The organism is Streptomyces hyderabadensis (genome assembly GCF_020404845.1).
GTDB lineage: Bacteria > Actinomycetota > Actinomycetes > Streptomycetales > Streptomycetaceae > Streptomyces > Streptomyces hyderabadensis.
This window is the reverse complement of sequence record NZ_JAIOJZ010000001.1, coordinates 276036-302114: the sequence shown is the minus strand read 5'-3', so window position 1 is coordinate 302114 and position 26079 is coordinate 276036. Positions and strand designations below refer to the sequence as shown.

Genomic DNA, 26079 nt, shown 5'->3' with positions numbered 1-26079 from the left:
CCGAGGCGGCGGTCCGGGGCACTGGTCCGGGCACCCCGGTCAGGGGGTGGTGCCAGATACACCCCCGCCGGGCCCGTCGGCGGCCAGGACCCTCGCCTCCGTCTCCGGGTCCAGTCCGACCGGCGGCCGGTCCGGGCGCAGGGGTGCCGGGCCGCCGAGGCTGCGCAGCCAGGTCCAGGTGTCGGCCACGGTGTCGCCGACGGGCCGGCAGACCAGGCCCGTCGCCAGGGCCCGGGAGACGTCCGCGCCCTGCAGGGCGTCGTGCAGCTCGCTGCCCGGGGGCGTCCACACCGGCAGCTGCCCCCACGGCTCGACACCGGCGGCGAGGACGGTCTCGGGTGCGGTCCAGCGCAGCCGCGCCGTGCCGCCGGTGACCTTCACACAGGCGTCGAGCAGGTCTCCCATGGTGGTGTGCCCGGGCCGGGAGACCAGGTTGTACGGCCCGGCCAGCTCGCGCTCCACCGCTCCGAGCACCCAGTCGGCGAGGTCGCGCACGTCGACGTACTGCAGGGGCAGGTCCCGCGGTCCCGGCGCGAGGACCGGGCCGCCGCGGGCCATGCGGTCCAGCCACCACGGCAGCCGGCCGACGTTCTCGTGCGGGCCGAGGATCAGACCGGCCCGTACGAGCACCGAGCGGTCCGCGCCGAAGGCGTCCAGGGCGGCCAGCTCGGCGCCCCGCTTGTCCCGGGCGTAGTCGCTCTGCCCGGCGTCCGCCGAGGCGCCCTCGACGAGCGGGGCGTCCTCGGTGTACCCGGCGGGCGGGGCCCAGGCGTACACCGAGCAGCTCGACACGTACACGTACCGTCCGGCGCGGTCCCGCAGCAGCCGCGCCGCGTCCCGCACCGCGCGGGGCGCCGCCGACCAGGTGTCGACGACGGCGTCCCAGGTGCCCTCGGCCAGCGCGCCGAGCCCGTCGGGTGCGGTGCGGTCGCCGTGCAGCGTCCGCGCCCCGGGCGGCGGGGCGTGCCGTCCGCGGTGCAGGACCGTCACCTCCCAGCCGCGGCCGAGCGCCGCCTCCACCACGGCCCGCCCCACGAACTCCGTACCGCCCAGCACCAGTAGCCTCATGCCGTCACTGTGCCGGGCGCGGCGGCCGCGGGGAACACCTCTCTGCCGTCAGCAGACCGTCAGCAGACGGGCGGCGGCACGGCGTCGTGGGCGTCGGGGGCCGGTCCGGTCATCCCTCCAGCCGTCTGCGCCAGTCCAGCGGGGCGACGGTGATGGCCCGGCCCGGGTCGCCGTCCCACTCCGTGCGCAGCCCGGACCCCGCGAAGGCCGCCACGACCTCGTGTCCGACGGCCGTGGTGGTCTCCTCGGAGCCGTCGAAACCGCCGTAGTGCAGCATGAGTCCGTGCCCCTCGGCGGCGGCCTCGGTGCTCTGCCGGTGGAAGAAGACGAAGCCCCGGGCGCCCTTGCGCTCGGCGCCTATCTCCGCGGTGCCGCAGCCCCGGCAGCAGGTGAAGTTCTCCCGGGCGGTGACACCGGCCGCGTCCAGGGCCCGGAACACCCGGGTGAGGCGGTCCGGGTCGGTGGTCTCCTCGCCCCAGGACTCCTGCTCGGCCAGCCGCTCCAGCCACAGCCGGTCCACCAACTGCCGGGCCTGGGCGGGGGACACCGGTCGTGCGCCGTACTCGCCGCCGACCAGGTAATCCTCCGCGATCTCGGACAGCGTCCGCCGGCTGTCGTAGCCGCAGCGGAGCAGCTCGCGCACCCGGCGCTCGACCTGTTCGCGGACCTCGTCCGGCAGGTCCGGGACCTCTTCGTGCGGCGGCACGGGGATCGGCTCCCAGGCGACGCCCGCGTCCCAGCCGGGCTCCTGGCGTGCCCAGCCGGTCAGGAGGGCGGCCACGCGGTGCGGGTCGTCGAGGTCGGTGCCAAAGAACGCGTCGGCGGCGGACCGGTGCTCCAGCCGGTACCCCCCGCCCTCCTCGTGCCACACCTGCGCGAACACGTCGGGGACGTCCGGTATCCGCTGGACCACCAGGAAGCGGTCGCCGGCCCGGCCGATGCGCAGCACCAGCTCCCGCAGCTCCGCCGCCCGGATCCGGGTGTGCGTCTGCCAGTTCTCCGTCTCGACCCTGATGGCGAGGTCCCCGTCGATCTCCATGCCCCCACCATCGCACGCGCCACTGACAACTCCGGCCCGGGCCGCAGTGGCCGGGCCGGAGTAGTGGGTGCCGGAGTCGTCGGAGTCGGCCGGCGTCAGACCTGGCCGGCCTTCTCCAGCGCGGTGCAGCAGGTGTCGACGAGCAGGCGGGTCACGACGTACGGGTCGACGTTGGCGTTGGGACGGCGGTCCTCGATGTAGCCCTTGCCGTCCTTCTCGACCTGCCACGGGATGCGCACCGAGGCGCCGCGGTCGGAGACCCCGTAGGAGTACTCGTTCCACGGGGCGGTCTCGTGCAGGCCGGTGAGGCGGTCGTCGATGCCGGCACCGTAGTTCTTGACGTGGTCCAGCGGCTTGGAGCCCTCACCGAGCGACTCGCAGGCGGTGATGATCGCGTCGTAGCCCTCGCGCATCGCCTTGGTGGAGAAGTTGGTGTGCGCGCCCGCGCCGTTCCAGTCGCCCTTGACCGGCTTGGGGTCGAGGGTGGCGGAGACCCCGAAGTCCTCCGCGGTGCGGTAGAGCAGCCAGCGCGCCACCCACAGCTGGTCGGAGACCTCCAGCGGGGCCAGCGGGCCGACCTGGAACTCCCACTGGCCGGGCATGACCTCGGCGTTGATGCCGGAGATGCCGAGACCGGCCTTCAGGCAGTTCTCCAGGTGCGCCTCGACGACGTCGCGGCCGAAGATCTCGTCCGAGCCGACACCGCAGTAGTAGCCGCCCTGCGCGGCCGGGAAGCCGCCCTCGGGGAAGCCGAGCGGGCGGGCGCCCTTGAAGAAGGTGTACTCCTGCTCGATGCCGAAGACCGGCTCCTGCGCGGCGAAGCGCCCGGCCAGCTCGGCCAGCGCGGCGCGGGTGTTGCTCGGGTGCGGCGTCATGTCCGTGTCCAGGACCTCGCACAGCACCAGGATGTCCTCGCCGCCGCGGATCGGGTCGGGGCAGGAGAAGACCGGCTTGAGCACGCAGTCCGAGGAGCTGCCCTCGGCCTGGTTGGTGGAGGAGCCGTCGAAGCCCCAGACCGGCAGCGCGTCCAGGCCGGCGGGGGCACCCGTGATGATCTTCGTCTTGGAACGGAGCTTGGCCGTCGGCTCGGTGCCGTCGATCCAGATGTACTCAGCCTTGAAGGTCACGGGGCCACATCCTTCGGGGTGGGTCTCGGCGCACGTGCGGGTGCGGCGGTGCTGGCGCGGCAGGGTGCCGCGGCTACTGCCGTGCAGCGTGCCAACGGGCGATTTCCCGACCGTTGCCCGTATGTGAACCCCGTGTTACCCGGGGTCGTTGTGGTGCGGTTCACGCCCGTCGTCCCCGGCGGCCTCCCGTACGCCGGTCAGGAACCCCCTGATCGCCGCCAGTTCCCGCTCGTCGTACCCGCGCAGCAGCTCCACCGTCCGCCCGATCAGCGGCCCGAAGTGGGACCGGCCCAGCGCCACGGCCCGTTCGTCCACCTCGACGGTGACCCGGCGCCGGTCCCGTCCGTCGCGCACCCGGCGCACGTGGCCGGCCCGCTCCAGCCGGTCGACCAGCGCCGTCGTGCCCGCGGAGTTCAGGCCGAGCGCGGTACCCAGGCGCCCGGCGGTCATCGCCTCGCCCGCGCGTGCGGCGTCCATCAGCGCGATGAGCGCGCGGACGTCGGTGGGGTGCATGCCGTTGCGCTGGGCGAACCGGGCGCTGTGCGCGCCCAGTTCGACGGCGACGGCGCGCAGGAGGTGGACCAGCTCCATCTCCGGTCCCTCGTCGGGCATGGGGCGCTCCCTTCGGTCCCGTCGGCGATCGACCCGCTCGTCCCGGCGGTCGCCTCGCTCGACAAGTATCTCGTTCAGCGAGATAATACCGGCCGAGCAGGGAGCAGGGGAGCGAACGAAACAGGGGGTACCGCCCATGAGCGCTCGCGGTCCGTACGACGCCGGCCGTTTCCGGGACGCCTACGACAAGGTCATGGCCAAGTGGCCCGCGGGCACCGAGGGGGTGACCGTGCCCACCCCGTTCGGCGAGACGCACGTCCACCTGACCGGCCCGGCCGGCGCCCGCCCCCTGGTCCTGCTGCCCGGGGGCGGAGCGGCGACCTCCGCGTCCTGGTACGCCCAGGCCGCCGAGCTGTCCCGGACCCACCGCGTGCACGCCGTCGACCTGGTCGGCGCCCCCGGCCGCAGCACGCCGGCCGGCGACCGCCACCCCCGTACGGTCGCCGACCTCACCGGCTGGCTGGACGCGCTCCTCGACGGCCTCGGCATCGCCGGGACCGACCTCGGCGGGCACTCCTACGGCGCCTGGATCGCCCTGCACCACGCCCTGCACGCACCCGACCGGGTACGCCGCCTGTTCCTCCTGGACCCGACCCAGTGCTTCGCCGGGTTCCAGACGGCCTACCTGCTGCGCGCGCTGCCGATGCTGCTGCGGCCGACGCCGCGCCGGGTCCGCGCCTTCCTGGACTGGGAGACCGGCGCGACCCCCCTCGACGCCGACTGGCTCGCCCTCCAGGAGGCCGCCGTCGGCTTCCCGGAGCGCAGGCCGGTCACCGGACCGCGCCCGGCCCCCGGGGCGCTGCGCGCCCTGGACGTGCCGGTCCTGCTGCTCCTGGCCGGGGGCAGCAGGACGCACGACCCCGCCGAGGTGGCCGCCCGGGCGCGGACCCTGCTGCCGCGGGTGGAGACGGAGATCCTGCCGGACGTGTCCCACCACGCGCTGCCGCAGTCCGCGCCGCCCGGTCTGGGCCGCCGCCTCGGCGACTTCCTGGCCGCGCCGGGTGACTGAGCCTCAGCCGACCTTCTCGATCAGCGCCCGCCGGATCAGGAACTTGCCCTCCTCACGGACCTGCTCGAACGCCGCGTTGTTGAGCAGCGCGCAGCTTCCCGAGACCGAGTTCACCTCCACGGTCGTGGACTTGTCGTTGTCGAGGTTGGTCACCCTGAGCACGGTGCCCACCGGGAACTGGTTGCTGGAGGCGGCGGGCGGACCGCCCTCGCCGGAGAGGGTGACGGTGGAACCGGCACACACCTGCTCGCCGGCCTGCCCGGCCTGCCCGGCCTCTCCTCCGGTCTCTCCGGCACCTCCGGTCTGTTCGGCTCCTCCGGCCTGCGGCGGTTGCTGCGCGGCGTCGTCGGCCTGGGGCGGCTGCGCGGCCTGGGAGTCCTGAGCCGACTCCCCGACCGCGCACCCGGAAGCCGCCTGCTTGCGCTCGATCTCCGCGATGACGGCCTCGCGGTTCTCGATCCGGGCCTGCGACTGCGCGTCCGGATTGGCCCGCTGTCCCTCGATGAACCGCTGGTTGTTGCCGAGCGCGGTGGCCAGGCCCTGGCAGACGCCCGAGTCCTGGGCGGCCTTCGTCCGTGCGTCCTGGGTGGTCTGCGCGGCGTTCGAGGCGTTCGCCATGACGAAGGCGCCGCCACCGGCCACCGTGGCGGCGCCGACCAGTAGCGCGATCTTCTTCTTCGTACCGAGAGTTCTCCTGCGCGACATCCGCGCCTCCTGAAGAGGTAGGGGAGCGTACGCCGCTATGTACGAGATACCGAACGCAGTTACTCACCGGTCGCGCCGAAGCGCGCCCGTAACCTGCGTCACACTCCTGGGCCCGGCTACCGGGACAGGGCGTCCCGGACCGCCTCGTCGCTGCGGGCCACGACGGCCGTTCCGTCGTCCGCCGTGATGATCGGGCGCTGGATCAGCTTGGGGTGCTCGGCGAGCGCGGTGATCCAGCGGTCGCGTGACGCCTCGTCACGGGCCCAGTCCTTCAGGCCCAGTTCCTTCGCGGCCGCCTCCTGGGTGCGGGTGATGTCCCACGGTTCGAGTCCGAGCCTGGTGAGCACCTCGCGGATCTCCGCCGCGCTCGGCACGTCCTCCAGGTAGCGGCGGACGGTGTAGTCGGCCCCCTCCGCGTCGAGCAGGCTGATCGCGCTGCGGCACTTCGAGCAGGCCGGATTGATCCAGATCTCCATGCCGCACACGGTAGCCCGAGGGGTGCGCGAACTCGTTCACCACGTGGGTCCCAGCGGCCCCGAAAGGCCTTGTGGGCAGGGGCTTTTGTCAGTGGTGGGCAGTAAAATAGAAGCAGTGTTCGAGGGTGTCGCCGGGAAGTCCGGACGGCGCCCTGACCGCGACAGGAGGATGCCCGTGCCCGCTGCCGCACTGAAGCCGAAGCCGCTGCCCACCCAGTCCACCGCCAAGCGGCCCGTCCTGCTCGACCTGCCGTACGAACCCGTGGCGAAGCGTCCGCTGCCGGCGGGCCGCCCGCGCGAGTGGTACGTGACGCACAACCGCCGGCTCAAGGCGATGCGCCTCGCCATCGCCCTGCTCGACTCCGGCGTCTACCTGCCCGACCAGGCGCGCAACGAGAGGATCCGGAGCGCCGCGCTGACCATCGGGGTTCACCCGCCGTCGGACACCACGTGCCACATGGTGCGGGCGTTGATGCGGTACTCGCGGTGACGTCGGCGCCGGGTGCCGTGTGTCTTTTCGCGGTGCCCGGCGCCCGCGTCGCCCTCCCAGCGGGGGCACCCCGAGAGGGGCTGGGCTTGCCGACCCGGCGCTGACACCAGGCGCCGAGTCCGCCCCCCTACGCCGACAACTCCCGTTCCAGCGGAGTCCGGAAGCGGGGGGTGACCCGGGCCGTGCCCACCCAGGACGCCAGGCGCTCCGCCTCGGCCGCGATCGCGTTCTGCGCGTCGCGGCCGATGCCGTCACCGTCCAGGATCCGCCAGACGACCTCGCCGTCCGCGCGCTGCGCCCAGCCGCCGACCACGCGGCCGTTCCACCACACCGTCGGTCCGACGTTGCCGCTGCGGTCGAAGAGCGGCGGCCGCAGCTCGGGGGCGAGGAACCAGTCCCGCTGCTGCCAGCCCATCGCGGTGGGATCCAGCGCGGGCAGCAGTGCCGCCCACGGCTCGGCGGGCGCGGCGACCGGGCCGGTGTCACCGGAGACGACATACCCCGTCCCCTCGTCCAGCGAGACCGCCTCCGCGCCGATCGCGGTCAGCGCGCGGCGCACCTCCGTCACCCGCCACCCGGTCCACCACTTGAGGTCGTCCTCGGTCGCCGGACCGCACGCCGTCAGCCACCGGCGCAACAGCTCGGCCTGGGCCTCACCCGGGTCCAGCTCGGGATGGTCGGGCGCCGGTGCCCAGCGGAACTGGCTGGACGTCCAGGAGCCCAGCGGCCGCCCCCGCACCACCTTGCCCTCGACGCCCAGCACCCTCAGCAATTGGGTGGAGACGGTGTGCACCCCCTCGTAGCTCTTCCCGGCCGCGTAGACGAACTGCTCCTTCAGGCGCGGTTCGTCGCGGGCCAGTTCGGCCGCCGTGGCCTGGCCGCGCCGGGCCAGCGCGGCCAGTGCGGACTCCTCCACCTCAGCCAGCCAGGCGGCGTCCGGCGCACCGGCCGCCGCCATGTTCTTGAGCAGTCTGGCCCGCTCCCGGGCGGCGACGGTGCGGCCGGTGGAGGCGTGCACGACCGCCGTCAGCTCGGTGGGGAACACGAACACCGTGTGCCGCATGCCGTGCATTCGGACCAGCGTCCCGTCCTCGTACAGCGCCCGCTCGGTCTCGCCCACGGTCTTCGCCGGGTCCGCCAGCCGCGCGCCCACTGCCAGGTGCACCGCCGCCGGGTCCGTGCCGTGCAGCGCCACCAGCGATCCGGCGACCTCCTCCGGGCTCCCCGCCCGCGCTGCCCCCGCCAGCCGCTGCCGCAGGGCCAGCCGGTGCCGCCGCTCGTCCATCCCGATGTGCCGTCGTCCGCCGCCATCCATGGGGCCCTCCGCCCGTCGTCACGTCCGTAGCGTCCTCGGTACGGACATCGTGCCCGACCCCACTGACAGGCGGCGGTCCCCGGCGGCTCAGAGTCCGGGCGCCCCCCACACCGGGAACCAGCGGCCCAGGTCGTCCTCCACCGGCAGTTCGTCGGCCAGTGCCGCCCGGATCCGCAGCTCCAGCGCGTTGTCCCGCTGCTGCCGCCCGCCGGGCAGGGGCGCGAAGGGGTAGAAGGTGCCGCGCTTGTAGAGGTAGACCAGGGCGAGCCGCCGCCCGTCGTCGGCCGCGAAACCGGCCAGGGAGCACAGCAGCCGCGGGCCGAAACCGGCCCCCTCCAGGGTGCTGTTCACCGCGTGCAGGTCGTTCACCAGGAGCGGCAGCTCCCCCGGGGAGCGGTGTGAGACGAGCCAGGAGTAGCCGTAGGAGTCGTGGGTCAGCTCCACCGGGGTGCGGCCCGCGTCCGCGTCCAGCAGGGCGCGGATCTCGCGGTGCGTGCGCTCGAAGGCGGCGCCCTCGACCGTCGCGAAGCACACCGCCCCCTGCCCGGTCGGCCGGAATCCGGCCGCGGCCTCCAGGCCCACGGCCGCCGAGGGCAGTGCGAACAGCCGGTCGAGATCCGGGCCCACGGCCCTGGTCCGGCCGAGCAGGATGTCCAGCAGTCTCATGCCCGTGTGCCCGCCTTCCCGCGCCGTCCCGCTGTCCCGCGACCTTCCCGCGCCGTCCCGTGTCCCGTCCCTCCGTCCCGCCGCCCCGCGGCCTCCCGTGCCTCAGGTCCTGCCGGGGGCCGCGGCCTCGCCCAGCTCGGCGGAGATCCGGCCCAGTTGGTCGAGCCGCTGCTCCAGGCTGGGATGGGTGGCGAAGAACCGGCCGAGGCCGGGTTCGCTGCCGAAGGCCGGGGTGAAGTAGAAGGCGTTGAAGGCCTGGGCGGTGCGCAGGTCCTTGGTCGGGATGCGCGCGATGTCGCCGGTGACCTTGGTGAGGGCCGCCGCCAGCGCCGAGGGCCGCCCGGTGAGCAGCGCCGCGGCCCGGTCGGCCGCCAGCTCCCGGTACCGGGACAGGGCCCGGATCAGCAGGAAGCTGAGCGCGTACACGGCCGCCGAGACGCCCATCACGACCGCCAGGACCGCCATCGTGTTCTGGTCCCGGCGCCCGCCGAAGAGCTGGGAGTAGAAGGCGAACCGCACGATCAGCCCCGCGATCACGCCCAGGAACGACGCCACCGTGATCACCGCGACGTCCTTGTGCGCCACGTGCGACAACTCGTGCGCCAGCACCCCCTCCAGCTCCGCCGGTTCCAGCCGCCGCAACAGCCCGGTGGTGACACAGACCACCGCGTTGTCCGGGTTGCGGCCGGTGGCGAAGGCGTTGGGCATCTCCATCTCCGACACCGCGACCACCGGCTTCGGCATGTCGGCCATCGCCGCCAGCCGGTCCACCACCCCGTGCAGCTCCGGGTACTCGTCCCGCTCCACGACCCGGCCGCGCATCGCGAACAGCGCGATCCGGTCGGAGAACCAGTACTGGGCCCCGAACACCAGCGCCACGATCACCACGACCAGCACCCAGGACTTCAGCAGCGCGATCAGCGCGGCCACGAACCCCACGTACAGCAGGCCGAGCAGGAACAGGGTGATCCCCATGCGCACGGTCAACCGCCGGTCACTCCGGAAGCGGCTCTGCATCTGCACCACCTCGCAGTCGGGCACTCGTCCCGCTGTCCAGTGTGCACCCGGCCTCCCGGCGTACCGGCGTCCCGGCGGCTAGGCGGTGCCGAGCGCCGTCAGCCGCCGGGTGATCCGGTCGAACAGCTCCGTCAGCGGCTCGCCGACGTCCCGGCCGAACTCGGTGAGCCCGTAGGTGACCTGCGGCGGTGTCGTCGGCTCGACCCTCCGCCAGACCAGGCCGTCCTCGACCAGCGCGCGCAGGGTCTGGGCCAGCATCTTCTCGCTGATGCCCTGGATGCTCTCGCGCAACTCGTAGAACCGGAGGTCGTTGCGCCGCAGGGCGATCAGCACCCAGACGCCCCACCTGCTGGTCACGTGGTCGACCATGTCCCGCGCCAGGCAGTCGGTGTGAAACACGTCATACCGCTCGCCGGTCTCGACCCGTGTGCGCTGCACGCCTTCCGTCATGTCATGAGCTTACCTCCAGGTATGCCCTTACCAAAAGTTAGCTGCCGCTCCTAGCGTGAACGCCCTCGGAGCACTTCCGGGCATTTTGAGCACATCCGACAAGGAGCTGATCATGATCGTGGTGACCGGGGCGACCGGGAACATCGGCCGGCCGCTGACGCGGGCGCTGGCGGAGGCGGGCGAGCAGGTGACGGCGGTGTCCCGGCACCCGGCGGCGGTGCCGGACGGCGTGCGCCACCAGGTGGCCGACCTCGCCGAGCCGGCCGGCCTGCGGCCCGCGCTGGCCGGGGCCGAGTCGCTGTTCCTGCTGCTCTCCGGCGACCTGCACGCCGTCGGCGCCAACCCCGCCGACATCATCGGCGAGGCCGTGGACAGCGGGGTCCGCCGCATCGTCCTGCTCTCCACCCTCGGCGTGGTGACCAGGCCCTTCGGGAGCACGCGGATCGCGATGCGCGCGCTGGAGGACACGGTGCGCGAGTCCGGCCTGGAATGGGCCGTGCTGCGGCCGGGCGGCTTCGCCTCCAACGCCCTGTGGTGGGCCGGGTCCGTCCGCGAGCGACGGGTCGTCGCGGCGCCCTTCGGCGACGTCGGGGTGCCGGTGATCGACCCGGCCGACATCGCGGCGGTGGCGGCGGCCTGTCTGCTGGAGGACCGGCACACGGGCGGCGCGTACGAGCTGACCGGCCCGGAGGTGATCACTCCGCGCGGGCAGACGGAGGCCATCGCGGCGGCACTGGGCTCGCCCGTGGCCTTCCACGAGCTGACCCGCGACGAGGCCAGGGCGGGGATGGCCCGGAGCATGCCGGCGGAACTCGCCGACGACACCCTGGACATCCTCGGCAACCCGAGCCCGGCCGAGCAGCGCGTCAGCCCGGACGTCGAACGGGTCCTCGGCCGCGCCCCGCGCCCCTTCGCCGACTGGGCCGCCCGCAACGTCACCGCGTTCCGCTGAGACCGGGGGTGCCGGACAGGCCCTAGTAGGGCGCCCGGAAGTTGAGGTAGCCGAGCAGCACGATCACCGCGGCGACACAGCCGAGGACCACGGCGGTGGACACCCACGACGACCGGCGCCCGGAACCCACGTGGTCGGGGTCGGCGCGGAAGGGGACCGGGCCGGGAGGGTTCTCCTTCCAGCGCGCGGCGAGCATCCGGGCCCGCGCCGACGGCTCCTTGTGCTCGGCGCCGTCCGCCCACCGCAAGTCGTACTCGCGCTCCTCGTCGTCACGCTCCGGCATCTCCGGCACTCTCCCCGTCCCCCCGACGTCCATCCGACTCGAACAACCGTGTCAGTACATATGATCCCGGCCCGCGCGCACCCTGTGAAGGGTTTTCGGCCACGCACGACGGCGCCCCCGCCCCCGGAGAACGGGGACGGGGGCGCCGGTCAGCCGGTCGGTTCACCGGTCGACGGGCCGGTCACACGTCGAAGTACATCTCGAACTCGTGCGGGTGCGGACGCAGCTGCAGCGGGGCGATCTCGTTGGCCCGCTTGAAGTCGATCCACGTCTCGATCAGGTCCGGCGTGAAAACGTCGCCCTGGAGCAGGAACTCGTGGTCGGCCTCCAGGCGGTCGAGGACCGCGCCGAGGGAGGTCGGGACCTGCGCCACGTTGGCGTGCTCCTCGGGAGCCAGCTCGTAGAGGTCCTTGTCGATCGGCTCGGCCGGCTCGATCTTGTTCTTGATGCCGTCCAGGCCCGCGAGCAGCAGCGCCGAGAAGGCCAGGTACGGGTTGCCGGAGGCGTCCGGGGCGCGGAACTCGACGCGCTTGGCCTTCGGGTTCGAGCCCGTGATCGGGATGCGCATCGCGGCCGAGCGGTTGCGCTGCGAGTACACCAGGTTCACCGGGGCCTCGAAGCCCGGCACCAGACGGTGGTAGGAGTTCACCGTCGGGTTGGTGAAGGCCAGCAGTGACGGGGCGTGCTTGAGGATGCCGCCGATGTAGTAGCGGGCGGTGTCCGACAGGCCGGCGTAGCCCTGCTCGTCGTAGAAGAGCGGCTCGCCGCCCGACCACAGCGACTGGTGCACGTGCATGCCCGAGCCGTTGTCACCGAAGATCGGCTTCGGCATGAAGGTCGCCGTCTTGCCGTTCTTCCAGGCCACGTTCTTCACGATGTACTTGAAGAGCTGGAGGTCGTCGGCGGCCGCGAGCAGCGTGTTGAACTTGTAGTTGATCTCCGCCTGGCCGGCGGTGCCCACCTCGTGGTGCTGGCGCTCGACCTTCAGGCCGGACCGCTCCAGCTCCAGGGAGATCTCGGCGCGCAGGTCGGCGAAGTGGTCGACCGGCGGGACCGGGAAGTAGCCGCCCTTGTAGCGGACCTTGTAACCGCGGTTGTCCTCCAGGGCACCGGTGTTCCAGGCGCCGGCCTCGGAGTCGATGTGGTAGAAGGACTCGTTCGCGCTGGTGGCGAAGCGGACCGAGTCGAAGACGTAGAACTCGGCCTCGGGGCCGAAGAACGCCGTGTCGGCGATGCCCGTGGAGGCCAGGTACGCCTCGGCCTTCTTCGCCACGTTCCGCGGGTCGCGGGAGTACTGCTCGCCCGTGATCGGGTCGTGGATGAAGAAGTTGATGTTGAGCGTCTTGTCCCGGCGGAACGGGTCGACGCGCGCGGTGGACAGGTCGGGGCGCAGGGACATGTCCGACTCGTGGATGGCCTGGAAACCGCGGATCGAGGATCCGTCGAAGGCCTGCTCGTCGTCGGGGTCGAACGCCTCGGCGGGCAACGTGAAGTGCTGCATGACGCCCGGCAGGTCGCAGAACCGGACATCGACGAACTTGACGTCCTCGTCCGCGATGAACTTCTTGACGTCGTCGGCGTTCTGGAACATCCAGCTCCTCCTACTCCCGACCGTCCCGCCGGGTTGGTAGATCGTTGGTGCGGCCAGTGCGGGTGGCACACGCTTCCTCGACCCTAGGGACGGGTGATTTCTCGGGCGTGACCCATTTGTTTCGCAGAAGTTAACCGGCTCCCTGCCCAGCCTAGGCCGATTCGGGGGCCCGCACACCCCGCCGTTCCCGGTACGTATACGGGCGCAGTACCGTGTTCGGGTGGACAACAGGCAAGCAATCGGATCGTGGCTCTCCGGCCCCCGCGCGGCCGTGGAAGAGGCCGGCGCCGATCTCGGACACCGCGGTGAGCAGCTCGGTCTGCCCGAGGAGGGACCGGGTTCGATCGCCCGCCCGGGCAGGCGGCTCGGCGCGCTGGCCGTCGACTGGGCCCTGTGCTCCCTGATCGCATACGGCCTCATCACGGGCAGCTACGGGCAGACCGCGAGCAACTGGGCGCTGCTGATCTTCTTCGTGCTGAGCGTGCTGACCGTCGGCACGGTCGGCTTCACCCCCGGCAAGCGCCTGCTGGGCCTGCGGGTCGTGGACCTCGCCACCGGCCGCCCCAGCCCGCTGCGCGCCCTGCTGCGCTCGGTCCTGCTGTGCCTGGCCCTGCCGGCGCTGATCTGGGACCGCGACGGCCGGGGCCTGCACGACCGGCTGGCCCGCACCGTGGAAGTCCGGATCTGACCCGCTGCGCGTCCCACCTCGCGCGCAGCAGGACGCCGGTACGGCGATGGGGGCGGCCCGAGTGACCGGGCCGCCCCCATCGCCGTACCGGCGCTTCGGAGTCCTGCGGGGTCAGCGGCCCCTGGGGTTGCCGCCCCTGGGCATCCGCATGCCCTTGGGCATCGGACCCTTGGGCAGCGGCATGTTGCTCATCAGGTCGCCCAGGGCGCGCAGCCGGTCGTTGGTCACGGTGACCTGCGGGCCGCTCAGCACGCGGGGGAGCTTGAGCATGGTCGTGCGCAGCTTCTTCAGCTCGACCTGGCCCTCGCCGGTGCCCACGACCAGGTCGTGCACGGGGACGTCGGCGACGATCCGGTTCATCTTCTTCTTCTCGGCCGCGAGCAGGGACTTCACCCGGTTCGGGTTGCCCTCCGCGACCAGCACGATGCCGGCCTTGCCGACCGCGCGGTGCACCACGTCCTGGTTGCGGTTCATCGCGACCGCGGGGGTCGTGGTCCAGCCCCGGCCGATGTTGTCCAGTACGGCCGCCGCCGCGCCCGGCTGTCCCTCCATCTGGCCGAAGGCCGCCCGCTCGGCCCGGCGCCCGAAGACGATCGCCGTCGCGAGGAAGGCGAGCAGCACGCCCAGGATGCCGAGATAGATGGGGTGACCGATCCAGAAACCGATCGCGAGGAGGACACCGAAGACGACGATGCCGACACCCGCGAGCACAAGACCGATCTTCTTGTCGGCCTTGCGGGTCATCTTGTAGGTCAGAGCGATCTGCTTCAGTCGCCCGGGGTTCGCAGCGTCCGCTGCAGGTTCCTTCCTCGCCATGGCACGAAGTCTACGTGCCCCCGAAAGCGCCGACGACGGCAGTGCCCGGCGGATGCGGGAGGCGGGAAGGCGGCCGGAGGGCCGGGGCCGGGCTCAGGGGCGGCCGGCGACGGACTGGCGCAGCGCGCGCTCCGTCTCGATCCGGTCCTTGGCGCGGCGGCGGTCCTCCAGGACCGAGTTCCAGGCGTTGCGCCGGGCGGTGCGCTGGCCGCCGCTCATCAGCAGCGACTCGACGGCCCGCAGGGCGGTGGTGAAGGACGGGATGGCCGTGGCACGGACGGTGGTGGGTCGGGCGGGCGCGGCCTGCATCGTGGAGGTCCCCCCTCGGTACGGCTCCGGGTACGGAGACGGGTGTACGCGGTGGTGTACGTGCTGTGATTCCAGGGTCACTGATTGGTGTTACCAGGGCGTGACCCGCCGGTCAAACGGACATGAAGCCGCGTTGCCGGGTCCTGGAACGGACCCGCGGCCCCGACCGGTGTCCTCATCAGCGAGGACGGTCGGGGCCGCGGCATCTCGGCCATTACCGGCCAGTAGTGACTTGTGCGGGAATTCACACGGTGGCGGAGCGGCGCTGCTCCATGGCCATTCCGTAGAGCCGTCCGGCCCGGTATGAGGAGCGGACCAGCGGGCCGGACATCACGCCGGAGAAACCGATCTGCTCGGCCTCCTCCTTCAGCTCCACGAACTCGTGCGGCTTGACCCAGCGCTCGACGGGGTGGTGGCGCACGGACGGGCGCAGGTACTGCGTGATGGTGATCAGCTCGCAGCCGGCCGCGTGCAGCTCCTTCAGGGCCTCGCTGATCTCCTCGCGGGTCTCGCCCATGCCGAGGATCAGGTTCGACTTGGTGACCAGGCCGTAGTCGCGGGCGTCCGTGATGACCTTCAGGGAGCGCTCGTAGCGGAAGCCGGGGCGGATCCGCTTGAAGATCCGCGGGACGGTCTCGACGTTGTGCGCGAAGACCTCGGGGCGGGAGTCGAAGACCTCCCTCAGCAGCTCCGGCACCGCGTTGAAGTCCGGGGCCAGCAGCTCGACCTTGGTGCGGCCGGCCTCGCGCTCCGCGGTCTGCTGGTGGATCTGGCGCACCGTCTCGGCGTACAGCCACGCGCCGCCGTCCGGGAGGTCGTCACGGGCGACGCCGGTGATGGTGGCGTAGTTCAGGTCCATCGTGACCACGGACTCGCCGACGCGGCGCGGCTCGTCGCGGTCCAGCGCCTCGGGCTTGCCGGTGTCGATCTGGCAGAAGTCGCAGCGCCGGGTGCACTGGTCGCCGCCGATGAGGAAGGTCGCCTCGCGGTCCTCCCAGCATTCGTAGATGTTGGGACAGCCGGCTTCCTGGCAGACCGTGTGCAGGCCCTCGCTCTTCACGAGGTTCTGCATCTTGGTGTATTCGGGGCCCATTTTCGCCCGGGTCTTGATCCACTCGGGCTTGCGCTCGATGGGGGTCTGGCTGTTGCGGACCTCCAGGCGCAGCATCTTGCGTCCGTCGGGTGCGACTGCGGACACGACCGGCTCCCTAGCGTTTGATTCTTCGGCGTTCTTCAGGGTACGCCCGTTGTTTTGAATGCCCGGCGAGGGTGCTGGTCCCTGGGGGCTGCCGCCCCCAGGCCCCCGCTTCGGCCTGAACGGCCTCGTCCTCAAACGCCGGACGGGCTGGATTTATGCCCACCGGCGCTGGATTCGTGCCGCCGGGCGGGGTTCGTGCCGCCGGGCCGGCTTTATGCCGCCGGCGTCTTCTCGATGACCCTCGGCTTCAGTTCGGCGTTCTCCAGGACGTCGCGGAGGTGGCGTTCGGCCACCGGGAGGACCTCCTCGATGGTCACGTCGCGGCCGAGTTCGCCCGCCAGGGAGGCGACGCCCGCGTCGCGGATGCCGCAGGGGATGATCTTGTCGAACCACTTGTTGTCGGGGTTCACGTTCAGCGCGAAGCCGTGCATCGTGACGCCCTTGGCGACCCGGATGCCGATCGCGGCGATCTTGCGGTCCTCGCGCCGCTGTCCGGCGTTGGACGGGGCGTAGTCGGGGCCGTTGAGGCGGGGGTCGAACTCCTCGTCCGTCAGCCGGGGGTCGAAGTCCAGGGAGAGCCCGCCGAGCGCGGGACGCTGCTCGACCGGGTCGCCCAGGACCCACACCCCGCTGCGGCCCTCCACCCGGGTGGTCCGGACGCCGAACTCCGTGCAGGTGCGGATCAGGGCCTCCTCCAGGCGGCGGACGTGGGCCACCACGTCGACCGGGCGCGGGAGCTTCTGGATGGGGTAGCCCACCAGCTGGCCCGGCCCGTGCCAGGTGATCTTGCCGCCGCGGTCCACGTCGATCACCGGGGTGCCGTCGAGGGGACGTTCGCTGTCCTCGGTGCGCCGGCCGGCGGTGTAGACCGGCGGGTGTTCGAGGAGTAGCACGGTGTCGGGGACCTCGTCGGCGAACCGCGCGGCGTGCACCCGGCGCTGTTCGTCCCACGCCTCCTGGTACTCGACGCGATCGGCACCGAACCCCATCCGGACGAAGCGCAGCTCACTCACGGCACGTGCCTCCCTGCAAGGTCGTAAGGCACGAAGCGTGCCCACGCCACTGTACGACCGTCCGTGCGCCGTCAGCCGGGCGGGCAATCCTCACACGATCGGATGAATGCCGGGCGAATTGTGCGATCGGGTGCTTACTCTCCGCTACATTCGCGCCGTTCACGAGGCCATAAGGGCTGCTCACAGGCGCTCCGGGCAATCGAACGCCCGGAAGGCAGGAGACCGCACCGCACCATGACGGAACGACCCGCGCAGCGCACCCCCAACCGCCAGCTCGCCGCGCTCATCGCCGAAGCGGGGTTCTCGAACGCGGGTCTCGCGCGTCGCGTCGACCAGCTCGGACTCGAACACGGCCTGGACCTGAGATATGACAAGACGTCCGTCACCCGGTGGCTGCGCGGCCAGCAGCCCCGCGGCACCACCCCGGCCCTGATCGCCGAGGTCTTCACCCGGCGCCTGGGCCGCCGCCTGACCGCCCAGGACCTCGGCCTGGACGCCTGTGCGCCCGTCTACGCGGGTCTGGAGTTCGCCGGGAGCCCGGAGGAGGCGGTCGACATCGTCGGCGGGCTGTGGCGCAAGGACTCCGGCAGCCACGCCGAGCTGCGGAAGATCGCCTTCACCCCGGCCGGGCTCGTGGTGCCCAGCCGCGACTGGCTGATCGGCCGCGCCGACGAGAAGGTGGCCCGCACCGAGGTGCCCGTCCGCATCCCCGCGCAGGGCCGCCCCGCGACCCCGAGGCTCGCCGTCCCGCTCGACCCGGCCAGGCGCCGGGCCCCGGCCGAGCGCGGCCCGGGGCAGAAGGTCAGCGGGGGCGACCTCGCCGCGCTGCGCTCGGTCGGCGAGCTGTTCCGCAGCCTCGACGACCGGTACGGCGGCGGACACGCCCGCCAGGCCCTCGTGCGCTACCTGGAGCACGAGCTGGAGCCGATGCTCCGCGGCACCTACGGCGAGCAGACCGGCCGGCGCCTCTTCGCGGCCGCCGCCGACCTCACCCGGCTCGCGGGCTGGACCTCGTACGACATCGCGGCGCACGGGCTCGCCCAGCGGTACTTCGTGCAGGCGCTGCGGCTGTCCCAGGCGGCGGCGGACCGGGCCTACGGCTCGTACGTGCTGGTCACCATGAGCCGGCAGGCCGTCTACCTGGGCCACGGCCGGGAGGCCGTGCAGCTCGCCCGGGTGGCGCAGCAGGGCGTGGGGACCTCCGCGCCGCCGGTCGTGCAGACCCTGCTGCACGCCGCCGAGGCCCGGGCGCACGGAGTCCTCGGGGAGGTGCGGGCCTGCACGGCGGCGCTGGTGCGGGCCGAGCGCGCGATGGAGGCCGCCCGGCCCGGCGACGAGGTGCCGCACTGGGCGCGCTTCTTCGACGAGGCGCAGCTCGCCGACGAGTTCGGGCACTGCCACCGCGACCTGCAGCAGTTCCGCGCCGCCGCCCAGCACGCGGAACGCTCGCTGCAGCTGCGCGCCCCCGTCTACGCCCGCAGCAGGCTGTTCTGCCGGATCGTCCTCGCCACCGCCCGGCTCGGCCTCGGCGAGCTGGACCAGGCCTGCCAGCTGGCCGCCGAGGCGGCGGGCCAGGCGGCCGAGATGCGCTCGGTGCGGGCCACGGAGTACGTCCGCGACTTCGAACGCCGCCTGGAGCCCTACCGCGACGCCGCCCCGGTACGGGGGTACCGGGACAAGGTGGCCGCCCTCGGGTAGCAGGCGCTCCCGCGTCCCGAGCCGGGCGGGCGGTCCCGGCGGGGCCGGATCGCCGGGGCGCCCGGAGCGCGGTGCTAAGCCGCTCGGGGCGACCCCAGCGGCTCCGCCGTGTGCATCGGCCGGCCCGCGCCCAGGTCCGTCAATATCGCCGCCGAGGCCCGGTGACCCGAGTGCAGGGCGCCCTGGGGGGTGCTGGTGTCGCGGTGGTCGCCGCACACGTACAGCCCGGCCAGCAGCCGTACCGGCCGGCGCGGATCGTGCGGCGGGCGCATCGCGGGCACCGCCTCGGGCGTGTGGTGCACGGCGAGGGTCTCCCAGCGGGTGGTCGGGGTGCCGTAGAGACGGGCCAGGTGGATGCGGACGGCGGTGTCGAGGTCGGCCGGGGGCGGGCCGAGGACCGTCGACGAGACGAGGGTGCGTCCGGCGGGCGCACGGGCCGGGTCGACCTGGCTGATCTGCGCCGTGTGGGCGACCGGACCGCCCCGGTCGGCGTCGAGCAGCAGGGCCGCGCCGGTGGTCGTCGGCTCGTCGGTCGTGTGGTGGACCACCGTCACCGGGTGGAAGTCCGGCACCCGCAGGCCCGGCAGCAGTTCGGCGGCCGCGCGGGCGTCGGTCGCCACCAGGACGGCCCGGCAGCGGATGACCCCGTGCTCCGCGGTGGTCACGGCGTTGGTCGCGACCGAGGTGACGCGGACCCCGGTGTGCACGGTGCCCGGCGGCAGCGACCGCGCCATGTGCTCCGGCAGGGCCTCGGCACCGCCCTCCGGCAGCGCCAGCCGTCCGCCGGCGAAGGCGCGCAGCGCGAGGTCCGCGCACCGGCTGGAGGTCGTGAGGTCCGGGTCGTACAGCAGCGCGGCGAGCAGCGGGCGCAGGAAGCCGTCGATCGTGCGGGGCGGCAGCCCGCGGGCCGCCAGCGCCCGGGCGGCGGGCAGCTCCGGGCGGGCCAGCAGCCGTTCGGCCGGGGTGTGCGCGAGCCGGGCCAGCGCGGCACCGAGCCGGGCCTGGTCCACGGCGGTGCCCAGCGGGGCCCCGGGGCGGGTGCGGGAGGCGGCGGGAGGCCTGCCGGGGGTGCCGGGCGCGTTGATCGTGCGCCGGGGCGCGGGCATCGAGCGGGGGGCGCTCGCGAGGGCGCGCACCGCATGGAGTGCGCCCCGTGCGCTCCGTACGCCCGCCGGGGCGCCCGCGCGGTGGTGACGGCCCTCGCTGTGCAGCAGGACCCCGGGGGCGAAGGGCAGCAGCGCGAGGCCGTCGAGCCCGGGGGTGCGGCGCAGTTCGGGATACGCCGTGGACAGCAGCTGTCCGATTCTGTCGAGCCGGAAACCGTCGACCTTCTCGGTGGCCATCCGGCCGCCCACCGTATGGGCGGCCTCCAGGACCGTGGTCGTCACTCCTGCGCTGGTCAGCCGTTGCGCCGCGGCGAGTCCGGCGATCCCGGCCCCCACGACGACGACGTCCGCCTGGTACGCGGGCTCAAGCACGTGCCCCTCCTCGAGGTTGCGCGGCCGCTGGAGACGTCATGCCCCCAACAGGCTTGAGGAATACCCGAGTTCGAGACGAGGTTAGGGCCCGGAACGGTCAGCGGGAGTCGCGCGGAGGAAGCACACGGTCGCACGGTGGTCGCATACGGACACGCCTACAGCGCCGCCCGGATCGCCCCGTCGATCTCCGGGAAGGCGAAGCGGAAGCCCGAGTCCAGGAGGCGGGCCGGCAGGACCCGGGCGCTGCCCAGGACGTCGCCCGCCATCTCGCCCAGTGCCGCCCGCAGCACCGGCGCGGGTACCGGGAACGGCGTCGGGCGGTGCAGCACCCGGCCCATGGCCACCGTGACCTCACGGTTCGTCACCGGCCGCGGGGCGGTCAGGTTGAAGGGGCCGGACAGGTCGTCGCGGTCCATGAGGTGACGGATCGCCGCCACCTCGTCGTGCAGCGCGACGAAGGACCAGTACTGCGAACCGCCGCCCAGCCGCCCGCCGAGCCCCGCCCGGAAGAGCGGGAAGAGCCGCCCCCAGGCGCCGCCCCCGCGCGCGACGACCAGCCCGGTGCGCGTGAACACCGTCCGCACGCCCGCCTCCCGGGCGGGGGCCGCCGCGGCCTCCCACTCCACGCACAGACCCGGCAGGAAGCCCTCTCCCGGCGGTGCGCTCTCGTCCACGGGCCGGTCGCCGGTGTGGCCGTAGTAGCCCATCGCGCTGCCGTTCACGAAGACGCGCGGCGGCCGCTCCATCGCCGCGACGGCCTCCGCGAGCGCCGTCGTGCCGTGCACCCGGCTGCTGCGGATACGGGTCTTGTACGCGTCGGTCCAGCGGCGGTCGCCCACCCCGGCCCCGGCCAGATTGACCACGGCGTCGCAGCCCTCCAGCCCGGCCGCGTCCACCCACCCGTTCTCGGGGTCCCACCGGACCTCGTCCGGGCCCTCGGGCGCGCGCCGCACCAGGCGCACCACCCGGTGCCCGTCCGCGGTCAGCGAGCGGGCCAGCGCGCCGCCGATCAGACCGGACGCGCCGGCCACCGCGATGCGGGAACGGCCCCCGCCGGGGTGTCCGCCGACCATGTGCCGATCGTCCACGTGCCGGTCGTCCATGTGTCGTCCGTCCCTATGCCGGCCGTCCATGTGCCGTCCGTCCGTGTGCCCGGGCTCCGTGTGCCCGGCCCCCATGTGTCCGTCGTCCATGTGCCCGCCGCCCACGTGCCCGTCGTCCATGGGCCCATCCTGCCGGGTGGCCCGCCGAAAACCACGGAACGGTCCCCGTCACCGCGTCGTACAGTGATCGTCATGCCAGCCCCGCACATACGCCGCGCCAGGCCGGAAGACGAGCAGCCGCTGCGCCGGATCGACCTCGAGACCTGGTCCTACCTGCACGCCGTTTCGCCCCCGCCGGGACCGGACGACCCCTTCTTCCGCGACATCTGCGGGCCCGACGCCCACCTGGTCGCCGAACTCGACGGCGCCGTCGTCGGGTACGTCCGCCTCGGTTTCCCCACCCCGTTGGCCTCCAACACCCACGTCCGTCAGATCCGCGGCCTCGCCGTCGCCGCCGCGGCCCGCGGCCACGGCGTGGGGCGGGCGCTGGTCCGGGCCGCCGTGGCGGAGGCCCGGCGCGAGGGCTTCCGCCGCATCACGCTGCGGGTCCTCGGCCACAACACGGCCGCCCGCAAGCTCTACGAGTCGGAGGGCTTCGTCGTCGAGGGCGTACAGCCGGAGGAGTTCCACCTCGACGGGCAGTACGTCGACGACGTGCTGATGGGGCAGATGCTGACCGGGCCGGACGGCCCGGCCGACGGCGCGCTCACGACGTGACCGGCTCGCCCGTGTCCACCGCCCGGGTGGCCTCCGCCGCGTCGCGTGCCTCCGGGGCCACCTCCGCCGCCGTCAGCACATAGCCCGTCTCCGCGTCGGAGGTGGAACGGGCGAACACCACGCCGTACACCCGGCCGTCGGTGGTGAGCAGCGGTCCGCCCGAGTTGCCGGGGCGGACCGTGGAGCGGATCGAGTAGATCTCCCGGGTGACGTTCTCGTCGTGGTAGATGTTCTGGCCGGTGGCGCGGACCCGGTTGGCCACCGTCGCCGCCCGCAGATCCAGGTCGCCGTTCTGCGGATAGCCCGCCACCACCGCGGCGTCGCCCCGCGCGGCGTCCTCGTCGAACCGCAGCACCGGCGCGCTCAGGTCCGGGACGTACAGCACGGCCACGTCCTTGTCCGGGTCGAACAGCACCACCCGTGCCTCGTGCGCCGGGCCCACGCCGCCGATCCGCACGGTCGGGTCGTCGATGCCGGCCACCACGTGGGCGTTGGTCATCACGTGCTCCGGCGCGTACACGAAGCCGCTGCCCTCGCGGCCCTGGGTGCCGGTCACGCCCTCCACCTTCACCGTGCTGAGCTTGGCCGCGCGGGTGGCCGCGGGTGTCACGCTGTCGCCCGAGGGCTCGGCCACCTCGGCCGCCGACTCGTTCTCGAACGGGTTGAAGACCTGCGGGAACCCGGCGTCGGCGAGCGCGGACGTCGCCCCCGAGAACCACGCCGGGGTGGTGTCCGGCATCACCCGCTGCACCGCGCCCAGCAGCGTCGAGTCCCGGATCGCCGAGGTGAGCAGCGAGGACGAGGAGGCCGCGAGCACGCTCGCCGCCACCCACGCCACGATCAGGGCCGCCGCCGAGTTCGCCACCGCGCCGCCGACCCCGTCGGCCACCCGGAGCGGGCCGGTGTCCAGCTCCCGGCGCAGCCGCAGCGCCAGGCGTCCCGCCAGTTCGTGGCCCACCATCGCCGGCAGCAGCACCGTGACCACCGCGACCGCCGTCGCCGCCGTCGAGCCCCGTTCGACCAGGTCCGTCACCCACGGCAGGACCCACACGCCGAGCGCCGCACCGCCCACGAAGCCGGCCAGCGACACACAGCCGGCCACCAGGCCGCGCCGGTAGCCGGAGGCCGCGTACACCAGCACCACCAGCGCCAGCACGATGTCGAGCAGGTCCACGCGAACCGCCTTTCTGCCGGAGCCCGGGCCCCTCAGTACGTGCCGTACCGGGCCGGTGATCAACCCGGTCGGGTCAACGGTGAAACGCCGTGCACCGGGACGATGGTTCCACCGGGTGGCACAGCACACATCGCGGACAGAGCGGATCCGCCGGACAGTAGGACCATGCGAGTCTTCCGAGGACCGCGCCGGGCCCGGGAACGGCGGCCCGCCCGGATATCCGGCGCCGCCCGCCCGCCGGCCGCGGTCCGGGCGCTGCTGGGCGCCCTGCCCGGGCTGGCCGCCGTCGCCGCGCTCTTCCTGTGCGCGGACGGCGTGCAGCGGGCGGCCGACACGCAGGCCGCCCCGGCCGCCGCCGACCGGTACGCCGCGCCCCGGCCCGACATCGTGCCCCGGTCGGTCTGGCTGGGCGACGCCGCCCGGGCCCAGCCCGCCCCCCGCTACGACGACCAGGTGGTCGCCGTCTTCGTCCACCACACGGACACGCCGAACGGCTACGACTGCGCCGACGTGCCGGCCATACTCCGCGGGGTCTACCAGGGGCAGACCGGTGCCCGGGACTGGGACGACATCGGCTACAACTTCGTCGTCGACCGCTGCGGAACCATCTACGAGGGGCGGGCCGGCGGCATCGACCGGCCCGTCACCGGGGCGCACACCCAGGGCTTCAACCACCGCACCACCGGGATCGCCGCCCTCGGCACCTACACGGCGGGCGTGCCGGTGCCGGCGGAGCTGACCGACGCGATCGCCGCGGTGGCCGCCTGGAAACTCGGCGAGAGCGGCACCGACCCGCGCGCGAAGGTCGCCCTGGTCTCCAGCAACGGCCTCAGCCGCTTCGCCGCGGGCGCCACCGCCAGGCTGCCCGCCGTCGCGGGCCACGACGACGGTTACGCGACGAGCTGTCCGGGCGCCGCGCTCAGCGCCCGGCTCGGCGACATCAGGGACACGGCGGCCCGTCTCCAGGGGCGGCTGTGACCGCCCGGGCGGGGTGCTTCTTCCACTCCGGTTCTCACTCCGGTCCGAACCTCGTCCACAGGCGGGGCAGGCGCTCGGCGAGGGCCCGGTCGTCCTCCAGGTCGATCGGGGTGCCCAGCGGTTCGGCGGGCGCCGGCGCGATGCCCAGGTCGGGCGCGACGGTGCCGGTCAGCTGCTCGTAGGCCTCGTCGGCCGCGTAGCCCAGCTCCTCGCCGTCGCCGTCCAGTTCCTCGTCGAAGTCGTCCAGCAGCTCGGCGAGCGAGTCGGGTTCGTGCACCGCGCCCTCGTAGACCTCGCGGCCCTGGCCGATCAGCCAGCACCGGAAGAAGTCGAAGGCGTCGTCGCTCGCACCGCCGAGCAGAATCCACGCGGCGGCCCACAGGTCCCAGGTGCAGGCGCGGTTGTAGCGGGCCTCGAAGTGACGGGCGAAGTCGAGCACCAGGTCCGGGTCCATGCCGAGCAGCCGCTCCACGAGCAGGTCGGCCTGGTCCTCGGGATCGCCGTCGGCGCGCTGCCTGGCGGCGTCGATCAGCTCCCAGAACTCCGTCTCGTCCATCACGCGTCCAGCATCGTCCCTGGGCGGGGGCGGCGCACGCGGAGTACGGCGGATCGTTATCTGCGGGGTGCGCTATGCCTGCGGCGCCTGTGCGGCGCCTGTGCGGCTCCGGTGGGGGTGCGGGGTGCCTGCGGCGCCTGTGCGGGTTCGGTGGGGGTTCGCGGTGCGCGGTGCGTGGTTTGTGGGTCGGGGCCGCGCCGGGGGGTGTTCGTCCTCGGAACGGCGCGGAATCGGTTTCTCCAAGAGGCTCGGGGCGTTGACGCGCCAACCGCTGCGGGCGAACACCCCCCGACACGTCCCCTTCCCGCCGTACGCGGCTTTCCCGCCGCGTCGCCCCCGTCGCTGCGGGCAGTCGCCAGCCGCCGCCGCTGCGGGCAGTCGTGCCGCTGGGGCGGCACGGGTGGGCGATGGGGGTACCTCCCAGGCCGTTCAGGCACTGGGGGAGGCACCCCGTAACGCCGGGCCGCGTGACCCGACCCGCGCCCACCCGAACGCCGGGGACCCCGCTACGCCGGGCCACGGCCCCCGTACAGGCCCGCCAACCGCCGCGCATCCCGCGCGAAGCGCGCCCGCAGGGGCGCCGGCGTCAGTACCTCCACCTCCGGCCCGAGCCCCCTGAGCTGCGTGTGCGCGACCTCCTCCGACTCCACCGGCAGCGTCACCGTCACCCACCCCTCCGCGTCCGGCGCCCCCGCGCCCTCCAGCGCCTCCCGGGCGGACAGCGCGTCGACGGCGTACGGCAGCGCCCGCACGCCCCGCTCCGACAGCCGCACCACGACCTCGGCCCGCAGGATCGACCGCGCGAACTGCTCGGCCCGCTCCGCCCAGAACGCGGGCAGGTCGAAGCCGTCGTCCCGGGTGAAACGTTCCTCGCTCGGGTCCACCGCCGTGAAACGGTCGATGCGGTACACGCGGAAGGGGCCGTCGCCCGCCGTTCCCGCGACCCGCGCGCACAGGTACCAGACCCCGGCCTTCAGGACGAGGCCGTACGGCTCCAGCTCGCGGACGACCTCGTCCGTCCCGCGCCGGTAGCGCGCGGCGACGCGCCGGTCGTCCCACACCGCGTCCGCCACCGCGGGCAGCAGCTCGGGCGTCTCCGGCTCGCGGAACCAGTTCGGCGCGTCCAGGTGGAACCGCTGGGCCGCCGTACGGGAGGCGTCCCGCAGGGAGGGGAGCAGGGCCGCCGACACCTTCAGACGGGCCGCCGAGGCCGCGTCCTCCAGGCCCATCTCGCGCAGCGCACCGGGGACTCCGGACAGGAACAGCGCCTCCGCCTCGCCCCTCGCCAGCCCGGTCAGCCGGGTGCGGTAACCGCCGATCAGGCGGTAGCCGCCGGCCCGGCCGCGCTCCGCGTACACCGGCACGCCCGCCTCCGACAGCGCCTGCGCGTCCCGGGTCACGGTCCGCTCCGACACCTCCAGCTCCCGGGCCAGCTCGGCGGCGGTCATCGTCGGGCGGGACTGGAGGAGCAGCACCATCTTGATGAGGCGGGCAGCACGCATCCCCACATGATGCAGGAGACGCGGAAGGCCCCCGCCGGTGCGGGGGCCT

At 73.5% G+C, this 26079-nt stretch carries 28 protein-coding genes; 7 read left to right on the top strand and 21 right to left on the bottom strand.

Going from position 1 to position 26079, the window contains the following annotated elements; genetic code table 11:
- Positions 1 to 39: 39 nt before the first annotated feature.
- From K7854_RS01375 to K7854_RS01360, 4 genes are all read right to left on the bottom strand, one after another.
- Positions 40 to 1068 (bottom strand): SDR family oxidoreductase, encoded by a 1029-nt coding sequence (locus K7854_RS01375; protein ID WP_226024468.1) that lies wholly within the window; start codon positions 1066 to 1068, stop codon positions 40 to 42.
- 109 nt (positions 1069 to 1177) lie between these two features.
- Complete coding sequence (locus K7854_RS01370) at positions 1178 to 2107, bottom strand: DUF6891 domain-containing protein (protein ID WP_226024467.1); 930 nt, start codon at positions 2105 to 2107, stop codon at positions 1178 to 1180.
- 95 nt (positions 2108 to 2202) lie between these two features.
- Positions 2203 to 3234 (bottom strand): glutamine synthetase, encoded by a 1032-nt coding sequence (glnII, locus tag K7854_RS01365; protein WP_226024466.1) that lies wholly within the window; start codon positions 3232 to 3234, stop codon positions 2203 to 2205.
- A 135-nt stretch (positions 3235 to 3369) separates the two neighbouring features.
- Positions 3370 to 3846 (bottom strand): MarR family transcriptional regulator, encoded by a 477-nt coding sequence (locus K7854_RS01360; RefSeq protein WP_226024465.1) that lies wholly within the window; start codon positions 3844 to 3846, stop codon positions 3370 to 3372.
- Positions 3847 to 3982: 136 nt separating this feature from the next.
- On the opposite strand from K7854_RS01360, the gene K7854_RS01355 reads away from it, so the two are divergent.
- Positions 3983 to 4855 (top strand): alpha/beta fold hydrolase, encoded by an 873-nt coding sequence (locus K7854_RS01355; RefSeq protein ID WP_226024464.1) that lies wholly within the window; start codon positions 3983 to 3985, stop codon positions 4853 to 4855.
- A 3-nt stretch (positions 4856 to 4858) separates the two neighbouring features.
- On the opposite strand, the gene K7854_RS01350 is transcribed toward K7854_RS01355, so the two are convergent.
- The gene (locus K7854_RS01350; protein WP_226024463.1) at positions 4859 to 5560 is read right to left on the bottom strand and encodes an SCO2207 family protein; all 702 of its coding nucleotides are present in this window, start codon (positions 5558 to 5560) and stop codon (positions 4859 to 4861) included.
- Positions 5561 to 5676: 116 nt separating this feature from the next.
- A complete protein-coding gene (locus K7854_RS01345) occupies positions 5677 to 6036 on the bottom strand; it encodes an arsenate reductase family protein (protein ID WP_226024462.1) in 360 nt (119 codons plus the stop codon).
- 175 nt (positions 6037 to 6211) lie between these two features.
- Here K7854_RS01345 and K7854_RS01340 point away from each other — a divergent pair, with 175 nt between their 5' ends.
- Positions 6212 to 6526, top strand: a complete 315-nt coding sequence (locus K7854_RS01340) for a hypothetical protein (RefSeq protein ID WP_226024461.1) — start codon at positions 6212 to 6214, stop codon at positions 6524 to 6526.
- A gap of 127 nt (positions 6527 to 6653) precedes the next feature.
- On the opposite strand, the gene K7854_RS01335 is transcribed toward K7854_RS01340, so the two are convergent.
- The 4 genes from K7854_RS01335 to K7854_RS01320 form a co-directional block, all read right to left on the bottom strand.
- Positions 6654 to 7841, bottom strand: coding sequence for a winged helix DNA-binding domain-containing protein (locus tag K7854_RS01335; protein ID WP_226024460.1), 1188 nt, complete (start codon positions 7839 to 7841; stop codon positions 6654 to 6656).
- Between the two features lie 87 nt (positions 7842 to 7928).
- Positions 7929 to 8507, bottom strand: a complete 579-nt coding sequence (gene pspAB, locus K7854_RS01330; protein WP_226024459.1) for a PspA-associated protein PspAB — start codon at positions 8505 to 8507, stop codon at positions 7929 to 7931.
- Positions 8508 to 8609: 102 nt separating this feature from the next.
- Positions 8610 to 9524, bottom strand: a complete 915-nt coding sequence (gene htpX / locus K7854_RS01325; RefSeq protein ID WP_226024458.1) for a zinc metalloprotease HtpX — start codon at positions 9522 to 9524, stop codon at positions 8610 to 8612.
- Between the two features lie 78 nt (positions 9525 to 9602).
- Positions 9603 to 9974, bottom strand: a complete 372-nt coding sequence (locus K7854_RS01320) for a winged helix-turn-helix transcriptional regulator (protein ID WP_226024457.1) — start codon at positions 9972 to 9974, stop codon at positions 9603 to 9605.
- A gap of 112 nt (positions 9975 to 10086) precedes the next feature.
- On the opposite strand from K7854_RS01320, the gene K7854_RS01315 reads away from it, so the two are divergent.
- Positions 10087 to 10926: an SDR family oxidoreductase gene (locus K7854_RS01315; RefSeq protein ID WP_226024456.1), complete on the top strand. Its 840-nt coding sequence runs from the start codon at positions 10087 to 10089 to the stop codon at positions 10924 to 10926.
- A gap of 22 nt (positions 10927 to 10948) precedes the next feature.
- Here K7854_RS01315 and K7854_RS01310 read toward each other — a convergent pair whose 3' ends face one another.
- On the bottom strand, positions 10949 to 11209 hold the full coding sequence (locus K7854_RS01310; RefSeq protein WP_030403936.1) for an SCO2583/SCO2584 N-terminal domain-containing protein: 261 nt from the start codon (positions 11207 to 11209) through the stop codon (positions 10949 to 10951).
- A 181-nt stretch (positions 11210 to 11390) separates the two neighbouring features.
- Positions 11391 to 12800 carry a type I glutamate--ammonia ligase gene (gene glnA, locus K7854_RS01305; RefSeq protein ID WP_226024455.1) on the bottom strand — a complete coding sequence of 470 codons (1410 nt, stop codon included), beginning with the start codon at positions 12798 to 12800 and terminating at the stop codon, positions 11391 to 11393.
- A 220-nt stretch (positions 12801 to 13020) separates the two neighbouring features.
- On the opposite strand from glnA, the gene K7854_RS01300 reads away from it, so the two are divergent.
- Positions 13021 to 13488 (top strand): RDD family protein, encoded by a 468-nt coding sequence (locus K7854_RS01300; protein ID WP_052839906.1) that lies wholly within the window; start codon positions 13021 to 13023, stop codon positions 13486 to 13488.
- Positions 13489 to 13599: 111 nt separating this feature from the next.
- Here K7854_RS01300 and K7854_RS01295 read toward each other — a convergent pair whose 3' ends face one another.
- The 4 genes from K7854_RS01295 to lipB all read right to left on the bottom strand — a co-directional run bounded on the left by K7854_RS01295 (position 13600) and on the right by lipB (position 16824).
- Positions 13600 to 14304 carry a DUF4191 domain-containing protein gene (locus K7854_RS01295; protein WP_226024454.1) on the bottom strand — a complete coding sequence of 235 codons (705 nt, stop codon included), beginning with the start codon at positions 14302 to 14304 and terminating at the stop codon, positions 13600 to 13602.
- Between the two features lie 93 nt (positions 14305 to 14397).
- Positions 14398 to 14613 (bottom strand): SCO2195 family GlnR-regulated protein, encoded by a 216-nt coding sequence (locus K7854_RS01290; protein ID WP_226024453.1) that lies wholly within the window; start codon positions 14611 to 14613, stop codon positions 14398 to 14400.
- A 244-nt stretch (positions 14614 to 14857) separates the two neighbouring features.
- Complete coding sequence (gene lipA, locus K7854_RS01285) at positions 14858 to 15811, bottom strand: lipoyl synthase (RefSeq protein WP_226024452.1); 954 nt, start codon at positions 15809 to 15811, stop codon at positions 14858 to 14860.
- A gap of 212 nt (positions 15812 to 16023) precedes the next feature.
- Positions 16024 to 16824: a lipoyl(octanoyl) transferase LipB gene (gene lipB / locus K7854_RS01280; RefSeq protein ID WP_226024451.1), complete on the bottom strand. Its 801-nt coding sequence runs from the start codon at positions 16822 to 16824 to the stop codon at positions 16024 to 16026.
- A 234-nt stretch (positions 16825 to 17058) separates the two neighbouring features.
- On the opposite strand from lipB, the gene K7854_RS01275 reads away from it, so the two are divergent.
- On the top strand, positions 17059 to 18522 hold the full coding sequence (locus K7854_RS01275) for an NsdA family TPR-like regulatory protein (protein ID WP_226024450.1): 1464 nt from the start codon (positions 17059 to 17061) through the stop codon (positions 18520 to 18522).
- A 74-nt stretch (positions 18523 to 18596) separates the two neighbouring features.
- Here the strand turns inward: K7854_RS01275 and K7854_RS01270 are convergent, their stop codons facing one another.
- The gene (locus K7854_RS01270; protein ID WP_226024449.1) at positions 18597 to 20000 is read right to left on the bottom strand and encodes an NAD(P)/FAD-dependent oxidoreductase; all 1404 of its coding nucleotides are present in this window, start codon (positions 19998 to 20000) and stop codon (positions 18597 to 18599) included.
- Between the two features lie 155 nt (positions 20001 to 20155).
- Positions 20156 to 21073, bottom strand: coding sequence for a TIGR01777 family oxidoreductase (locus tag K7854_RS01265; RefSeq protein WP_226024637.1), 918 nt, complete (start codon positions 21071 to 21073; stop codon positions 20156 to 20158).
- A gap of 222 nt (positions 21074 to 21295) precedes the next feature.
- On the opposite strand from K7854_RS01265, the gene K7854_RS01260 reads away from it, so the two are divergent.
- Entirely contained in the window at positions 21296 to 21820 is a 525-nt protein-coding gene (locus K7854_RS01260; protein ID WP_226024448.1) for a GNAT family N-acetyltransferase, read from the top strand.
- Here the strand turns inward: K7854_RS01260 and K7854_RS01255 are convergent.
- Positions 21810 to 22994: a MarP family serine protease gene (locus K7854_RS01255; RefSeq protein ID WP_226024447.1), complete on the bottom strand. Its 1185-nt coding sequence runs from the start codon at positions 22992 to 22994 to the stop codon at positions 21810 to 21812. The genes K7854_RS01260 and K7854_RS01255 overlap by 11 nt on opposite strands.
- Positions 22995 to 23096: 102 nt before the next feature.
- Between K7854_RS01255 and K7854_RS01250 the strand changes: the two genes are divergently transcribed.
- Positions 23097 to 23972: a peptidoglycan recognition protein family protein gene (locus tag K7854_RS01250; protein ID WP_226024446.1), complete on the top strand. Its 876-nt coding sequence runs from the start codon at positions 23097 to 23099 to the stop codon at positions 23970 to 23972.
- A gap of 34 nt (positions 23973 to 24006) precedes the next feature.
- Here the strand turns inward: K7854_RS01250 and K7854_RS01245 are convergent, their stop codons facing one another.
- Positions 24007 to 24528, bottom strand: a complete 522-nt coding sequence (locus K7854_RS01245) for a DUF4240 domain-containing protein (protein ID WP_226024636.1) — start codon at positions 24526 to 24528, stop codon at positions 24007 to 24009.
- Between the two features lie 506 nt (positions 24529 to 25034).
- Entirely contained in the window at positions 25035 to 26030 is a 996-nt protein-coding gene (locus K7854_RS01240; RefSeq protein WP_226024445.1) for a helix-turn-helix transcriptional regulator, read from the bottom strand.
- Between the last annotated feature and the right edge of the window lie 49 nt (positions 26031 to 26079).

Excerpts from the sequence above, each read along its gene's own strand:
- K7854_RS01375 (WP_226024468.1), bottom strand. The coding sequence starts at position 1,068 with ATGAGGCTACTGGTGCTGGGCGGTACGGAGTTCGTGGGGCGGGCCGTG.
- K7854_RS01370 (WP_226024467.1), bottom strand. The coding sequence starts at position 2,107 with ATGGAGATCGACGGGGACCTCGCCATCAGGGTCGAGACGGAGAACTGG.
- K7854_RS01360 (WP_226024465.1), bottom strand. The coding sequence starts at position 3,846 with ATGCCCGACGAGGGACCGGAGATGGAGCTGGTCCACCTCCTGCGCGCC.
- K7854_RS01355 (WP_226024464.1), top strand. The coding sequence starts at position 3,983 with ATGAGCGCTCGCGGTCCGTACGACGCCGGCCGTTTCCGGGACGCCTAC.
- K7854_RS01350 (WP_226024463.1), bottom strand. The coding sequence starts at position 5,560 with ATGTCGCGCAGGAGAACTCTCGGTACGAAGAAGAAGATCGCGCTACTG.
- K7854_RS01345 (WP_226024462.1), bottom strand. The coding sequence starts at position 6,036 with ATGGAGATCTGGATCAATCCGGCCTGCTCGAAGTGCCGCAGCGCGATC.
- K7854_RS01335 (WP_226024460.1), bottom strand. The coding sequence starts at position 7,841 with ATGGATGGCGGCGGACGACGGCACATCGGGATGGACGAGCGGCGGCAC.
- pspAB (WP_226024459.1), bottom strand. The coding sequence starts at position 8,507 with ATGAGACTGCTGGACATCCTGCTCGGCCGGACCAGGGCCGTGGGCCCG.
- htpX (WP_226024458.1), bottom strand. The coding sequence starts at position 9,524 with ATGCAGAGCCGCTTCCGGAGTGACCGGCGGTTGACCGTGCGCATGGGG.
- K7854_RS01320 (WP_226024457.1), bottom strand. The coding sequence starts at position 9,974 with ATGACGGAAGGCGTGCAGCGCACACGGGTCGAGACCGGCGAGCGGTAT.
- K7854_RS01315 (WP_226024456.1), top strand. The coding sequence starts at position 10,087 with ATGATCGTGGTGACCGGGGCGACCGGGAACATCGGCCGGCCGCTGACG.
- K7854_RS01310 (WP_030403936.1), bottom strand. The coding sequence starts at position 11,209 with ATGCCGGAGCGTGACGACGAGGAGCGCGAGTACGACTTGCGGTGGGCG.
- glnA (WP_226024455.1), bottom strand. The coding sequence starts at position 12,800 with ATGTTCCAGAACGCCGACGACGTCAAGAAGTTCATCGCGGACGAGGAC.
- K7854_RS01295 (WP_226024454.1), bottom strand. The coding sequence starts at position 14,304 with ATGGCGAGGAAGGAACCTGCAGCGGACGCTGCGAACCCCGGGCGACTG.
- K7854_RS01290 (WP_226024453.1), bottom strand. The coding sequence starts at position 14,613 with ATGCAGGCCGCGCCCGCCCGACCCACCACCGTCCGTGCCACGGCCATC.
- K7854_RS01275 (WP_226024450.1), top strand. The coding sequence starts at position 17,059 with ATGACGGAACGACCCGCGCAGCGCACCCCCAACCGCCAGCTCGCCGCG.
- K7854_RS01265 (WP_226024637.1), bottom strand. The coding sequence starts at position 21,073 with ATGGTCGGCGGACACCCCGGCGGGGGCCGTTCCCGCATCGCGGTGGCC.
- K7854_RS01260 (WP_226024448.1), top strand. The coding sequence starts at position 21,296 with ATGCCAGCCCCGCACATACGCCGCGCCAGGCCGGAAGACGAGCAGCCG.
- K7854_RS01250 (WP_226024446.1), top strand. The coding sequence starts at position 23,097 with ATGGTTCCACCGGGTGGCACAGCACACATCGCGGACAGAGCGGATCCG.
- K7854_RS01245 (WP_226024636.1), bottom strand. The coding sequence starts at position 24,528 with ATGGACGAGACGGAGTTCTGGGAGCTGATCGACGCCGCCAGGCAGCGC.
- K7854_RS01240 (WP_226024445.1), bottom strand. The coding sequence starts at position 26,030 with ATGCGTGCTGCCCGCCTCATCAAGATGGTGCTGCTCCTCCAGTCCCGC.